Origin of the sequence: Streptomyces graminilatus (assembly GCF_001418565.1) — a bacterium.
Lineage (GTDB): Bacteria > Actinomycetota > Actinomycetes > Streptomycetales > Streptomycetaceae > Streptomyces > Streptomyces graminilatus.
This window is the reverse complement of sequence record NZ_LIQQ01000283.1, coordinates 1-13,485: the sequence shown is the minus strand read 5'-3', so window position 1 is coordinate 13,485 and position 13,485 is coordinate 1. Positions and strand designations below refer to the sequence as shown.

Below are 13,485 nucleotides of genomic sequence, written 5' to 3'. Positions count from 1 at the left end.
GCTCCGGCCACGGCCTCTCCCGGCCGTGCGGCGGCCGCCCAGGACGCCCACACCGGACCGGTCCACCGCGTCAAGGCGGGCGACACCCTGTGGGACATCGCCGAGCAACGGCTGGGCAACGGTCTGCGGTGGCGCGAGATCGTCGAAGCCAACCAGGGCATCACCCAGGCCGACGGCGCCCATCTGAGCGAGGACACCACCGACCTCCAGCCCGGCTGGATCCTGCGACTGCCCTCCGACGCCGCATCCGCCGACGACGAGTCCGGCGTGCGGACCCAGACCACCACAGCCCACGACAGCGAGCACACCGTCCGGTCCGGCGAGACGCTGTCGTCCATCGCCCAGGACGAACTCGGCAACGCCGGCGACTATCCCGAGATCGCCCGGCTCAACGCCGACGTCCGGCAGCCCGACGGGCGGATCCTGACCGACCCGGACGAGATCTTCCCCGGCTGGCGGCTGAAGATGCCCGCGGCCGACAGCGACGCCGACGACAGCACCGACACGCCCGCCGCCGGAAGCGAGCAGCAGCCCGGACACGGCAGCAGCGGCAGTGAGCAGGACCAGGGCCAGGGCCAGCAGCACGCCGACCCGAACGACCAGGACAGCGGGCAGAGCAGTCAGGGCAGACAGTCCACGACTCGCCCCGACGCACCTGACGAGCCCGCCACCGAGACGCCGGCACCCCACGCGTCCGCCGACCGGCCCTCCGCCCCGGCCGAAGCCGCCCCAGCGGGGGAGGCCGGCTCCTCCAGCGATCAGAGCGTGAAGACGATCGCGGCCGCCGGGAGCATCCTGGCCGCCGCCGTCCTCGCCGTCATCGCCACCCGGCGGGCCCGGCAGCAACGCCGACGCCGCGCCAAGCGGCGCATCCCCATGCCCAGCGGTCCGGTCGCGGACTTCGAGAAGCAGCTGCGCGTGGCCTCCGACATCACCGGTACCGTGCTCGCCGACCGGGCCCTGCGCACCCTGGCCGCCAACTGCCGCCAGAGCGGACGCCCGTTGCCCGAGGTCGAGGCGATGCGCATCTCCCCCCGCGGCGTCGAGCTGCACCTGGCCGCGGTCACCCCGCCCGTCGAGCCCTTCACCGAACACGAGGACAACCCGACCGTGTGGTGGTGCCCGGCCCGCGGCGCCGCCCTGCTGGACGCGGACCAGGCCGCCGACGTCACCGCCCCTTATCCGGCTCTCGTCAGTCTGGGCGAAACGGTGGACGGCGATCCTGTTCTCGTCGACCTGGAGACCATCGGCCTGCTGCGTCTGGACGGCGCCCCGGCCGACGTCCGTGCGGTCACCCTCGCGCTCGCCGTGGAACTGGCCTCCTCCAAACTCGCCCCCGCCACGCAGATCGTCCTCGCCGGCGCCGGCAGCGACCTGCCGACCCTCTACCCCGACCAGATCGACCACCACACGGATCTCGGCGAAGCTGTCGCCGAGCTCCAAGCACACGACGCCTTCCAGCGGGACGCCCTCGCCGACGGCGGCCACGACCACCTCCGTGGTGCCCGCCTGAGCGACGAGACCTCCGGGGACTCCTGGATCCCCCGCATCCTGGTCGCCACCGCCGCGCCCGTCAGCCCGTCGACCGCTGTGCTCGAGGACCTGCTCGTCTCCCGCCCCCGCACCTCCATCGCGGTCGTCACGGCCGCCGGCGCTGACCTGGACCTGCCCGGGGCATGGACTCTTCCCGCGCAGCCGGGCAGCGCCGTCCAACTGCCCGGCCTCGGCCTGAGCGTAAGGCTCCAGTACCTGGACGACACCGCCTACGACCGGCTCATCCAGCTCCTGGTCACCTCCAGCCGCACCGACGACGTGCCGCCACCGGCCTGGACCCGCCACACGGGTCCGGCAGACCGCAACGGTCCACGCGGCACGGTCGCCATGGACGCGGAGGCCGAGGAGTCCGCACTCGCGCCCGAGACCACCAGCGGCCCGTCCGTCGCCGCAGACCTGCCGGTTGCAGGCGCCGCGGGTACGGCAAGCGCGCTGCCGAGCTTCCTCTCCCTCTCGCCGTCCTTCTCCCCCTCCCTCGGCTCCACCACGGATCCCGCCTGGGAGCAGGAGGACTCGGGCAGTGCACTGTCGCCAGCCGCCCTCGGCGGCACCAGCCCGGCCGACGAGGAATGGGACACCGCCTTCCCCGCCATGCCGTACGCCGACGCCGAGCACGCCGTCGGCGTCGAGCAGCAGGGGGGAGAGCCGGCCGGGGAGGCCGCCCTCGTGCCAGAGGACGGCGGCTGGGAGGCCTCGCCGGCCGACGCGTTCGACACCGCGCTGAACGAGGTGCTGTCCGAACAGGACGGCGGCCCCCCGCATCTCCCGTACGACGACGACCCCGGCGAGTCGGAGTCGGGCCTGTCTCCGGCTGCGCTGGGTGAGCCGGAGGCACAGCAGACTGGTGCGGCGGAGCGGCGCATCGTGCCCCGGCCCAGCGCGGCGACCTCGACGGTGCTGGCCGCCCTGTCCACGCCGCCCGAGCCGCCGGCCGCGCCCCAGGTCCTGGTCCTCGGGCCGGTCGACCTGCTCGGGACGCTCGGCCGGGTGGAGAGCAACCGGCGCAACGCGCTCAAGGAGATCGCGGCGTGGCTGGTGCTCCACCCCGGGCTGAGCCGCCAGGACCTCGACGACGCCATCTGGCCGGGCATGCGCACGCTCGCCGACTCCCGAAACTCGGCGATCAGCAAGCTGCGCGCGTGGGCGGGCCGCGATCCCCTGCTGCCGGCCGATGACCCGCAGGCCGCCTACCTGCCCCCGATCAAGGGCGGTGTGTACCGCTTCAACGACCGGGTCACCTCCGACTGGAGCCAGTTCCAGGGCCTGTACCAGCAGGGCATGCACCACGACGGGCAGGACGCCGACATCGCGCTCGCCCAAGCCCTGGCGCTGGTCCGCGGCCGGCCCTTCGCCGATGTCGACCCCGCCAAGTACACCTGGGCCGAGGCCGACATCCAGGAGATGATCAGCGCGATCGTCGATGTCGCCCACGAACTCGCCGAACGACGCCGCCGCGTACGCGACTACCGCGCCGCCGCCCAGGCCGTCACCAAGGGGCTGATGGTCGATTCGGCATCGGAGCTGCTCTACCGCGACCTGTTCACGATCTGCCACGAGATGGGCGACCGCGACGGGCTGGAGCGCGCCGCCCACCAGCTGGCACGCATCAACACCGAAGACGGATGCGACTCCTCCCCCGAGACCGTCGGCCTCCTGCGCACCCTCCTCAAGGGCGAACGTCCCCATCCCACCCTCGGATCCGCTGCTTCATGACCCGCCGCATCACATCGCCCACAGCCCGGCGTCACACCGGGCCGCCGAAACGGACCTGTAGAGAGCGAGGAGCCTCCTCGGCCGCCCATCCGACAAGGACAAAGGAGAACGAGCACATGGCCCCCCGCCGCTCTCGCCCCGCCCCGTACCTCGGCGCCGCTGTTCGGGCGGCCGTCGGCATGAGCGGTCATGTTCCGGAAGGAGGCCGGTGATGGACCTCGCACCGTGGGCTCTGCCCGGCGGCCTCGCCGTCGCGGGGATCGGCGCCGTGGCCGCCACCGGCATGGTGCTCAGCCACCGGCGCCGCAGCAGCGAGCAGACCGCAACCGCCGAGGAACGCGCGCAACTCGCCCTGCACCGCCGCCAGTCCTGGCAGCGCCGGCTGGCCGTGACGTCCCTGGCCGTGGGCTGCCTGATGATGTTCGTCCTCGCGGGCATCGCCGCCTGGCTCAGCTTCGGCGCACAGCGCGAGTACGCCCACGCGCACAACGGCGGCGACTGGGACGCGGCCACCCTGTTCGCGATGCTGCTGGACGCCGGAGCCCTCAGCCTCAGCCTGATCCGCTTCTTCGAGGCGCTGACCCTGCGCTCCTCGGGCCTGACCCGACTGCTGCTGTTCGCCTTCGTCGCGGCCTCGGCCCAGATGAACCTGCTGCACGCCCCCGAGGCAGGCTTCAGCGGCGCGTTCCTCGCCGTCGTGCCCCCGCTGGTGTACGCGGTGCAGCTCGAGATGCTCCTGTTCAAGATCGAGCAAGTGATCATGGGCCGGCAGAAACGCCGCAAGGGCGACAAAGAACGCGGCTACAGCCTGCTCTTGTGGCTGCCCTGGCCCATCGGGGCCCCCTTGAAGATGTGGCAGGCCTGGCGCAAGGAACTCCTCGCCACCATCGACAACGTGCGGGTGACCGGCTCCCAGCGGCCTCTCACGCAGGACCCCGACACCGATCCGGCCGGCCTCGTACCCACGTCCCCGGCCGCCGCCCCTGCGGTCGCGGCTCCACCATTCGCGCCCACGGCACCGGACAGCACGTCGATCGGCCAACAGACGGACGGCACGGACCCTGAGACGACCGAGACGACCGAGACGACAACGGTCACGGCCAACGCGACCTCGGTGCCCTCACCTGCTCCGTCGGAGCCCGCCGGAGATCCTGCACGCCCACATGTCAAACAGCCCGCTCCGCACGAGCCCCCCGAGTCCGGCAGCTCGACAGACCCCGCCGCGACTCCGGTGCTCGCCGCGTCCATCACGGGATCTGCTGCCGGGGCAGAAGCAGAAGACGACGAGCAGGCATCAGCTGAGCACGGTAAGGCCGCCGAACCCGAGGAGGGCGAGGAGACCGCGACGCACCCGGACCTGGAAAACGGCCGAGCCGAGGCCGTCTCTGATCCCGACGCCGATGACCCCGAGGACGAGGAGGGTAAGGACGAGGGGGTCGAAGATGACGAACTGTCTGGGCCCGCCACAGGCGACGACGGCCGCGAGCGGCAGCAGGTGGAGATCGATCTCTCCGCGCTGCCCAAGGACGAGAAGCCGCGCCAGCTCGCCGAGCGCATCTACCTCGCTCACCAGGTGGCGGGCCTTCCCCTGAACAGGACAGACCTGGCCCAATGGGCGGGCTACAAGAACGAGCGGTCGGGATACAACGAGTACGGGCGGCTGGTGAAGGCGTACGGGCCGATCATCGCGAGGGAGGGCGCCGTCTACCTCGACCTCGACTGGTCGGTCCAGCCCTCGGACGCCGCTCAGGCCCAGGCCGCGGCCTGACCGTCGCCGGGCCGAAGCGTCGCCTCTCCTGCTGACGGATCACGGGCGTGACGTTCACGCCGCCGGGTAACCTCATGCCGACACGACACCGCTTGCAGGGGGACTAGAGGATGAGCCGCGGAGGCTGGGCGCAGGCGATCGCCGATCTTCAAGCCCAGGGCGACGCCGTCCGGTCCTCTGTCGAACGTGTCGAGGCACTCGGCGCCGATGCGATGCGCGACGGGAGCCGGACCACCGCGGTCGCGATCAGCTACGCGGCCGAGACCGACTACGTGCGCAGTGCCCTCGTCTTGCTGCGTGCGCACCTCGATGGCGGGCGCCCGCCGCGGAGTCTGCCCGTCGCACGCATGTGGCCGCGCCCCGTCCGGGACATCTGGAAGGACCACTGCCTGGGACGGCTCGGCGGAGTGTGGGGGGCCATCCCTGGCCGGGCAGCGCTGGAGTCGCTGCGCAGTGCACCGTCCGATTCTCTGCTCGGCGAGGTGATCGAGCAGGTCGTAGGTCTCCAGGCCAGCCTGCACGGACACCGGCGGTATCCACGGATGAAGGAGAGGTACATTCCCGACCGCTCGGGAAGCCCCATCGACGCGCTCACTGGAGGCGGCCGCCCGGCTCCCACACTGCCCGGCTTCCCCGACCGCGGTCACCCCGTGAACCTGGCGTTCGCCGCCAGCGGCACCGGTGAGCGCATCCAGCCCGACCGGATTGCCGAGGCCGACCAGCTCAGGACGGACGAGTTCGCGGTGCACAAACGAGCGCTCGCCTTCGGCGACGCCGTCCTCACCCTCCTCGGTCACCATCATCCAGGCGACACCACCTCTGAAGGCTGTACCGGCCGCGTGCGTGGCGCCGGGAGATGGGTCGGCCAGGAGAAGAACCTCGTGCCGGACCGGCCCGCGTGGCCGTCCAAGCTCGACGCGTTCCAAGTGGTCGCCCTCAGCGGCCTGTTGCTGCTGCTGGTGGCGTGCGCGGCAATCCCGCTGACCTTCGCCAAACAGGCCAGCCTCTTCTCCTACTACACCTGGGCATTCGCAGCATCAGGTCTGATGGTGACCGTCGGAGGTCTGGGGATCTACCGGACAGGACCGAGACTTCTTCAACGCGCCGGCTGGAGCGTGGCCCTCCCGGGGATCGCCGCCGGTCTCGCAGCGATCGTGGTGTGGCAGGCGCAGGGTCCCGTCGCCAACTACTACTTCGCGGGACCGTACGAGCGCTACGAGCGGCAATACACCGAAGGGTGCTTGGCGGCCAGTCCCTACCGGAGGGACGCCATCCAGTCCTGGGTCGACGACGGCGTCCTCGTAGTCACTCCTATCAGCGACGGTACGACGCTGCGCCTGGGGCCCGCCGAGGACGGCGGCACGCACCCTCTGCGTCCGCTCGACCAGGCGACCCGGGACGTGCTGGCCGAGTACGGCTGCTGACCCGCACGGACCGCCGGGCCCATGGTCCGGAGGAGGGGGCCGTTGTCAGTGCGTGGTGACAGACTGCTGCCAGCGGCGGCCAGCCCCGGCCGCCTCAAGCCGAAGAAGGGCACACGATGGAGCTGGAGATGAGCGACCTGTCGCGTCAAGTGGTGGTCGCCGACAGCATGGACGTCCTCCGAGAGATGACGATGCGTCGTCTCAGCCCGCAACCTCTCCTCGCCAAGATCGAGGCCGGCGGCCCGGAGAAGACGTCTGTGAGCGTGCCCTCGCGCGTGACGTCCACCGACGTGCTCCTCGTCGACCTCGGCGACACACCAGCCAGGGCATAACGCCGCCTCGTACCGTGCGGGTCGAGGCGCGCCGTCGCTGCCCCGTCGCGAAACCATGGCGTGCTTCTGATGGAGTTCGTGACAACACCCCCGAAGGAGCCGCAGGGCTCCCTGCGCGGTCCCAGTGACGGCGAACGGTCCGCTCAAGGGGGCGAGCCGCCGTCCCCCCGCTGCTGGAGCACGTACGTGCGCCGCTCGGTCAGGTGCGTCACGACGTACCGGTCCTGGGCACAACTGACAGCGCCGGCCTCGATGGCGGCCGACAGGCGTACCTCCGCGTGCACGACGACACCGGTCTCCTCGTACCAGCGGACCGTTTGATCGACGAGCCGGGCGGACACGAGCCGGGCTGTTCGGCAGCTCCACCCGGAAGCGCTGGCAGCGAGAAGACGGTCGGCGACCTGTTGGGGTGAGTGCGCCTTCGCCGCGGCGTCGTACCCCTCGCGTAGGCCAAGGCCGACGAGGACACCGTCGAGTGTCTGATGGGACTCTGGTGCCCAGCCGGTCGCCGCAACGAGTCTGCGTACAGCAGCGTCGCACGCCGAGGAGTCCGGCGTGCCGTACGTCCGGCTCGGGTCCCGATACAGCACCACCTCGGCCACCGGGTCGGCGGCATCACCGGGCAGGAAGGCCGCCACCGGCCACGTATATGCCAGTTCGCAAAGCACGCGCCGTACCTGTTCAACGGAGGCGGCCGGCACCCGGAGCGACCGTGTCCATGCCCCGTCTGCGGAAGCAACCTCGATGTACGCCATCGTCACGAGTCAATCGTGCTGCGCACAGACCGTTCCCGACAGCGGTTCGCCATGCTGAACAGACCGTTCGCCACCCATCGCCAAGACCAAACAGCTCCCTTCCGCTCGACGTGACGGCGCAGGCGTACCTGTTCGGGTAAGACGCCGATTCACACGCTCGGTGATGTGTCAGGATCTGGTCATGATGCTGGGACCTCAGGGAATGCGGGATCTGCGGGCTCGGGCCGAGTGCTTGAGTACGGAGGCGGGCAACAGGCGGTGGAAACCGGGCCGTTCCGACCGGAAGGCGCTCGCGATCTTGGGGCGGGCCGCAGGTCCGGTGATCCCCCGGGAAGCGATCGAAGAGATGCTGATCGGCATGGGCGCCCGCGGCGTGAACCGGATGGATGACCGGTTGGTCACGCTGTTGATCGACTCTGCCGCTGCACAAGATCTACCTGACATCGCGGAGTCGCCAGAGGCTCAAGAAGCGCTCCTCGCTGTCGCGGGCTTCGTCCGTACGGCCGTACGGTAGCCCCGCGGCCTGTGAAGGCCTCCTGAGCATTCCTACTCGGGCTTCTGAACCGAGTTGCCCGGGGCTGCGGACTTCGGATGGTCGGCGCCATCGTGCAACTGAGCTGGTCATGATTCACTCCGATACGGTGGGGTCATGACCCTGCCCATTCCAACTCAGGCAGCGATGGCCGCAGTTGTGGAGCAACTTCTCAGTGCCTACGACGCACAGGATGCGGCTGCGCTCAGGAGCGTGCTGAAAACGCCAGAGCTGCAGGAACTGGACGAGCAGCATCGGGGGCTGTCGAACATCCACTTGGCCTTCGCGTTCGCTCGGCTTCTGGCGCGCGAGTGCCCTGAAGCCGCTCGTGATGAGAAGCGCGTGCCCCGGCTTGATCTGCTCGTGGGTGACGGCGCCGAGTCACCGGGCTTTGTGGAAGCGCGTACAGGGCTGGGAGAGGAAGTCGGTTCCCCGGTCTCCAGAGCGGAAGCCAAGGCGTCCAACGCGCGATTCGCGGAGGGCATCCCTCTCGCCCAGATGTTCATGCAGGTGTGGATGCTTGTCCCTCAGGCCGTTCCGGAGTTTGTTCACGCCCAGTCGGCCCGTTCGGCCGTGATGGTTGATGCCGTATGGGCCGTGTTGTTCAAAGCGTGCGCCACGATGCGGTCTACCACGGACCAGCTCAAACCCTGAGAGAAGAACCGGGCCCGCTGGCAGTGGCTGCCCCGCGGACGCGGTCAGACCGCATCCACGGGTGTCGCTCGTCAAGCCCGGGCGATCAGCGGCGGCCGACGGCAGCCAGGAGGTCGGTGACGGCAACGGCCAGGCGCGCGCCCGCGGCAGCCTGGGCTCCGTCGGCGACGGCCAGTCCTGCGGTCTGGCGCTGCAGCTCGCCGAGTTCGGGCACGGTGGGGACGGAGGTGATTCCGCGGGCGCCGCGGTCGCGCAGGATGCTGTCGACGTCGGCCAACAGCTGAGGGTCGATGTCTCCGCGTACACGATTGACCGTGATCAGCAGGCGTGTGGTGGGCAGGTCATGCACGGACTGAAGGAGGCGGTCGGCGATGTCGGTGCTGGGCTGCGGGATGGCGACGCGTTCGATCAGGTCCGCGTAGGGATCGACAGGGGGTTCGTCGGAGGCGGACCGGATCACCCACTGGTGGTGGTGGGCCTGCCACAGATCGCTGCCCCACCGTGCGATCGCCTCCGACTCGACCATGGCCAGCACCTCCTGGAGCAGCGCACGGAATTCGTCAGGCTCAAGTTGCGTCGCTCGCAGACCGGCCCGGTTGCGGCGCCGACTGTGCTCGGGCCACGTGGCCGCAATCTGGGGCCACAGCCGCGGGTAGCGCCGTGTCCCCTCGGTGTCGACCGCGGCGAGGAAGTCGGCCCGCCAGCGGTCGAGGTCGGGCTCCTCGTTCTCCGCGGGCAGGTCCTCGATGTCACGGGCATCCAGTTCCAGCAGTTCGTCCACGACGACCCAGTCGGGCTCCCAGTAGGCGAAGACGTCGGCCTCCGCCCAGCTCTTCTGGGCAACCCAGTCGGCAAAGACGACGTCGAGGAACGTCAGCAGCAGCTGCTCTTCGCTCCGTTCACGGACGGGCCGTCGCTGGAGGTACTGCTGGTCGAGCCAGGCCCACATCTGTACGTGCTCAGGCCGACGGTCGATGATCTCGATGTCCGCAATCCAGTGCCGCTGTTGGTAGCGCGTAACCGCCACGACCAGGTCGGTCTCCTGCGCCAGGTACAGGTGAGGGTGAGAGCCGTTGCCGGTATCGACGATGACCACGTCGGCCTGCGCTCGGGCCCGGCCGACGAGCGCGAGGGCCTCCTCGCGGTCCTCTGGCAGGACCGCGCCGCGCAGGGCGGGAAGTCCCGGTACGAGGTCGCTCCACGATGCGTCACCGGAGCGCCGGTCCGGCCGGGCGAGCGGGGACGCCGGGGAGTTCCCGTCCGCCAGGACGATGACCCGGGTGCCGCCCCGGGCGAGGGCGGCCGCGAGGTGGAGGGCGACGGTGGTGCAGCCGGCAGCGCCGAAGCCTCCGGCAGGGGTGACCGCCACGGTGCCGCGGATCGTGCCAACCAGAGGTCCGACCGGCCGGGGCAACAACTGGGCGGGCTTGGGGCCCTCAAGTTCACCGGCACGCGGTGCCCTGCGGGCCCATTCCGCAGACGTCTGAGGGTCCGTGAGACCGGGGCGGCGCAGGGCCCGGCTCCACAGCCGGGCCTCGCCCGGTGCAAAGGCGCCCACGAGGGTGCTCCAGGCGTTCCGCTCCCCGGCGGCCGGCGCCGCCTGGTCCCACAGCGATTCACGGCCAGCCGCCTGGGCCGCAGCGCGGGCCCGCTCGACGTCGGCTCCGGTGGCCCGGACGGTGATGCGCGCGGCCCGGCCCACCAGGCGGACGACCAGGTCCTGATAGGGGCCGGTGACCGCACGCAGTGCGGGAAGTCCCGCGATGCCATCGTCGGCCCGGGTGGGCAGCAGATGAAGCAGGAAGGCGGTGAGGTGGTCCGGGTGCGGCCACAGCACGAGGCTTTCCACCCCCGGGGACGCGGCCGCCAAGCCGAAGGGCGTGCCGTCCGACGTGGGCAGCGGGCCGAGGGCGGGGTGGGGCCGGGCCAGGGTGTGCAGCACGGCAGCCTCGAAGATCTGCTGCTGCGGGTCGTGGGTGTCCGGGACGAGCCCGAAGTGCATGCCGTGCCGGCGGTAGAAGGCGAGTGCGGCCTGGCGCCCCTCACCGGTGTACCGGCGGCGCAGCTGTACGGTCTGGCGTTCCGTGGACATGATGACGTCCGTCCTGCGGCGCGACTGCCCGGACCGGCGCGCCGACAGACGCAGGGTGAAGTCGTGCGGCTGACGTGGCGTTCGCCTCTTCCCGCCGGATCGCATCCGTGGGTCCGGGCCACTCGATGCGGACGGTGGCAGCAGTTCCTGCCGCCGTAACGGTAGCGCGCCGGCGGCGCACCGGGTGCAGGCGGTTAGGTGGACAGCGTCTTCCCGGGAGCCGGTCCGGTGAAGCCGTAGTGATCGCCAGATGTCGGGGCGGGATGGCCTCTACCTTGATGCGGTGAGCCAATATTCGATGTCAGCCAAGGACGTAGTCGCGCTCGTGGAACGGCTCGACGCCCACGGCGTAGATGCGTGTATCGGGGGCGGGTGGGGCGTGGATGCGCTGCTCGGGGAGCAGACGCGAGAACATTCCGACCTTGACGTATGGGCGCCGGCCGCCCACCTTGAGCGGCTGTTCCGCGCGTTCGCGGAGCTGAGTGTCGACCGGGTCTTCCCGTGGCCCGGCGACAGGCCGTGGAACTTCGTCCTGCACGACGGAATTCGGCGCCGGGTCGACTTGCACCTCTACGAGCCGCTCGCGGACGGATCACTGCACTACGGATCCGTCGTGGAGGGCGGTCCCTTTCCCGCTGAAGCGCTCGCCGGACGCGGTTCGATTGCCGGCACTGCAGTGCGGTGCGAATCGGCCGAGTGGGCGGTGCGCTGGCATACCGGCTACCCGGCTCGTGATGTCGATCGCCACGACGTGCCCCTGCTGTGCCAGCGGTTCGGCATCACGGTGCCCGAGGGCTTCGAGCCGCTTGAGGAGCGCTCCCCAAGCAGCCCTGCATAGACAAAGGTGCCCCTTCTCGATCGGTGCCTCCTCGTGCCCTACGCGGAAGGCTCAGGCTCCTCATCAGCCTGAGGAGACGTCGGCATGATGTCGGGCCCCCGCAGGGCGAGGAACGGCAGCCAGGCGCGGGGCGCGCACCGCTGCCGGACCTGTAGCCGGCCACTCAGCCCCACCCCCGCGGCTGCCAGGACCACCCTGACGGCAGGAGGCCTCTTACATGACGAACATCGGCATGCCGAGGGACACGGAGGACACGCAGTGAAGGCCAACACCCGGCGGGCCAACAGAAGCGCGTTCGACGAGGTCGCCGACGTCTACGACACGGCCCGCCCCGGCATCCCCCACGACCTGGTCACCTCCATCGTCCGGGAGACCGGGCTCGCCCCCGGCGACCAAGTACTCGAAGTAGGCGCCGGATCCGGACAGCTCACCCTGCCGCTGCGCGCCGCCCGCGTCGAGGTCACCGCCCTGGAACCCGGGGGCCGACTGCGCTGTCTGCTCGCCAAGCACACGGCGGACGATCCCGGCATCACCGTGACCGGCGGCTTCTTCGAGGACTACACCGCCCCCGGGGGATCGTTCGCCGCTGTCGTCTCCGCCAACGCCTGGCAGTGGATCGACCCGGCCGTCTCCTACGGCAAGGCCGCCGACCTGCTCATCGGGGGCGGGCACTTGGCGCTGATCTGGAACTTCCCGATCGTCGCCGACCCCACCCTGCAGCAGGGGCTGAACGAGGTACTCGCGCTGGATTACCCGGACGCCGTCCGAGACCCCGCGACCCACCTCAGCGGCATCGAGGTCCGTGCCGCCGAGGGCCGCGCCGAACTCGCCGCCTCCGGCCACTTCGAAGCGATCTCGTGGCAAGTCAGCCACGACAGCCTCCGCCTGGTCCCGGACGCCTACTACAAGCTGCTGCTGTCGTACGCCAACGCCGCTGTCCTCGACGAGTCTGCCCGCGCCGACCTGTTCGAGCGGGCCGGGGCGGTCCTGGCCGAACACGGCGCCGAGACGGTGGAGATGGACAACGTCCTGTACGCCTGCGTCGCCCGGCTCGCGGGCATAGTTCGCACAGTCACTGATTAGTGTTGTGACCGCGAACGGTGGTCCAGTAGACAGGCGCGCGATCCACGCATGAATCCATAAGGAGAGAGGGCGTAGTGAGCACAACCTGGACTCTGGTCGGCGGCGTCGCCGCCTTAAGCGTCGCAGCCTTCCTCCGGATAGCCGTCCGCACTATCCGCCAGCTCGCCCGGCAGGACATCCGCCGCGATCTGATCGCGCTCGCCCCAGCTCAGAAGGTGGCCGGGCTATTGGCGGAGGCGGGCGCCCCGACGTTCGCGTTCGCAGCCCCTGGCGCCGATGGCCGCGAGTTGATGTTCGACTGGCTGTGGTGGCGTTCGGAGCTCGATTCGGACGGGGAAGTCCGCCGCGACATGGGGTGGGCATTGACGTACCGCCGGGCTCGGCGGGCGGCGGGCCTTCCTGTCAGCGTGAAGGCGCACGGAGTTGAGCTCGTCGTTGCGCCCGGCCGGACGGGTCTGGCAGATCCCGTTGGCAACGACTCCTCAACTCGGCACTCGTAGAGGTGTGGTGAGTTCGGCGCTGCTCTTCTCGAATGCCGCGGAAGGTGTTCCGCTTCGGTGCCTATGAACTCCTCGACCGGGGCCGGGACCGGGACCGCGCCCGGCCGGGGCTTGAGGAGTTCTTCGCCGCCTTGTTCCAGCGCTTCGTGGTCGGCACCCGCTCCAGCTGAAGCGTGGCCCGGCCCGGTAGCCCGTAACGTCGAGCCGGCGCACTCCTGCTCCTGGAGTGGTTTCCGTCCG

General features: G+C 70.4%; 12 protein-coding genes. 10 read left to right on the top strand and 2 right to left on the bottom strand.

Annotation, left to right across the window (positions count from 1 at the left end):
- From AOK08_RS23905 to AOK08_RS23890, 4 genes are all read left to right on the top strand, one after another.
- On the top strand, window positions 1-3,267 hold a 3,267-nt coding region (locus AOK08_RS23905; protein ID WP_055529668.1), incomplete at its 5' end, for an AfsR/SARP family transcriptional regulator.
- 211 nt (window positions 3,268-3,478) lie between these two features.
- Complete coding sequence (locus AOK08_RS23900) at window positions 3,479-5,035, top strand: DUF2637 domain-containing protein (RefSeq protein ID WP_055529666.1); 1,557 nt, start codon at window positions 3,479-3,481, stop codon at window positions 5,033-5,035.
- Window positions 5,036-5,145: 110 nt separating this feature from the next.
- A complete protein-coding gene (locus AOK08_RS23895; protein WP_055529664.1) occupies window positions 5,146-6,459 on the top strand; it encodes a hypothetical protein in 1,314 nt (437 codons plus the stop codon).
- A 128-nt stretch (window positions 6,460-6,587) separates the two neighbouring features.
- Complete coding sequence (locus tag AOK08_RS23890) at window positions 6,588-6,791, top strand: hypothetical protein (RefSeq protein ID WP_157876770.1); 204 nt, start codon at window positions 6,588-6,590, stop codon at window positions 6,789-6,791.
- Between the two features lie 143 nt (window positions 6,792-6,934).
- Here the strand turns inward: AOK08_RS23890 and AOK08_RS23885 are convergent, their stop codons facing one another.
- On the bottom strand, window positions 6,935-7,459 hold the full coding sequence (locus AOK08_RS23885) for a hypothetical protein (protein WP_157876769.1): 525 nt from the start codon (window positions 7,457-7,459) through the stop codon (window positions 6,935-6,937).
- Between the two features lie 289 nt (window positions 7,460-7,748).
- Between AOK08_RS23885 and AOK08_RS23880 the strand changes: the two genes are divergently transcribed.
- The gene (locus AOK08_RS23880) at window positions 7,749-8,060 is read left to right on the top strand and encodes a hypothetical protein (protein WP_157876768.1); all 312 of its coding nucleotides are present in this window, start codon (window positions 7,749-7,751) and stop codon (window positions 8,058-8,060) included.
- Window positions 8,061-8,195: 135 nt separating this feature from the next.
- A complete protein-coding gene (locus AOK08_RS23875) occupies window positions 8,196-8,732 on the top strand; it encodes a hypothetical protein (protein WP_157876767.1) in 537 nt (178 codons plus the stop codon).
- Between the two features lie 85 nt (window positions 8,733-8,817).
- Here AOK08_RS23875 and AOK08_RS23870 read toward each other — a convergent pair whose 3' ends face one another.
- On the bottom strand, window positions 8,818-10,824 hold the full coding sequence (locus tag AOK08_RS23870) for a hypothetical protein (protein ID WP_055529654.1): 2,007 nt from the start codon (window positions 10,822-10,824) through the stop codon (window positions 8,818-8,820).
- Between the two features lie 283 nt (window positions 10,825-11,107).
- On the opposite strand from AOK08_RS23870, the gene AOK08_RS23865 reads away from it, so the two are divergent.
- From AOK08_RS23865 to AOK08_RS45895, 4 genes are all read left to right on the top strand, one after another.
- A complete protein-coding gene (locus AOK08_RS23865) occupies window positions 11,108-11,662 on the top strand; it encodes a nucleotidyltransferase domain-containing protein (RefSeq protein WP_241827064.1) in 555 nt (184 codons plus the stop codon).
- Window positions 11,663-11,920: 258 nt separating this feature from the next.
- On the top strand, window positions 11,921-12,745 hold the full coding sequence (locus AOK08_RS23860) for a class I SAM-dependent methyltransferase (RefSeq protein ID WP_055529649.1): 825 nt from the start codon (window positions 11,921-11,923) through the stop codon (window positions 12,743-12,745).
- Window positions 12,746-12,819: 74 nt separating this feature from the next.
- Window positions 12,820-13,245 carry a hypothetical protein gene (locus tag AOK08_RS23855; protein WP_055529647.1) on the top strand — a complete coding sequence of 142 codons (426 nt, stop codon included), beginning with the start codon at window positions 12,820-12,822 and terminating at the stop codon, window positions 13,243-13,245.
- A 32-nt stretch (window positions 13,246-13,277) separates the two neighbouring features.
- Window positions 13,278-13,415 carry a hypothetical protein gene (locus AOK08_RS45895; RefSeq protein ID WP_157876766.1) on the top strand — a complete coding sequence of 46 codons (138 nt, stop codon included), beginning with the start codon at window positions 13,278-13,280 and terminating at the stop codon, window positions 13,413-13,415.
- Window positions 13,416-13,485: the final 70 nt, after the last annotated feature.

Bases quoted from the DNA above. Each gene is read 5' to 3' on its own strand.
- AOK08_RS45895 (WP_157876766.1), top strand. From the start codon at position 13,278: ATGCCGCGGAAGGTGTTCCGCTTCGGTGCCTATGAACTCCTCGACCGG.
- AOK08_RS23870 (WP_055529654.1), bottom strand. From the start codon at position 10,824: ATGTCCACGGAACGCCAGACCGTACAGCTGCGCCGCCGGTACACCGGT.
- AOK08_RS23895 (WP_055529664.1), top strand. From the start codon at position 5,146: ATGAGCCGCGGAGGCTGGGCGCAGGCGATCGCCGATCTTCAAGCCCAG.
- AOK08_RS23890 (WP_157876770.1), top strand. From the start codon at position 6,588: ATGAGCGACCTGTCGCGTCAAGTGGTGGTCGCCGACAGCATGGACGTC.
- AOK08_RS23900 (WP_055529666.1), top strand. From the start codon at position 3,479: ATGGACCTCGCACCGTGGGCTCTGCCCGGCGGCCTCGCCGTCGCGGGG.
- AOK08_RS23880 (WP_157876768.1), top strand. From the start codon at position 7,749: ATGCGGGATCTGCGGGCTCGGGCCGAGTGCTTGAGTACGGAGGCGGGC.
- AOK08_RS23875 (WP_157876767.1), top strand. From the start codon at position 8,196: ATGACCCTGCCCATTCCAACTCAGGCAGCGATGGCCGCAGTTGTGGAG.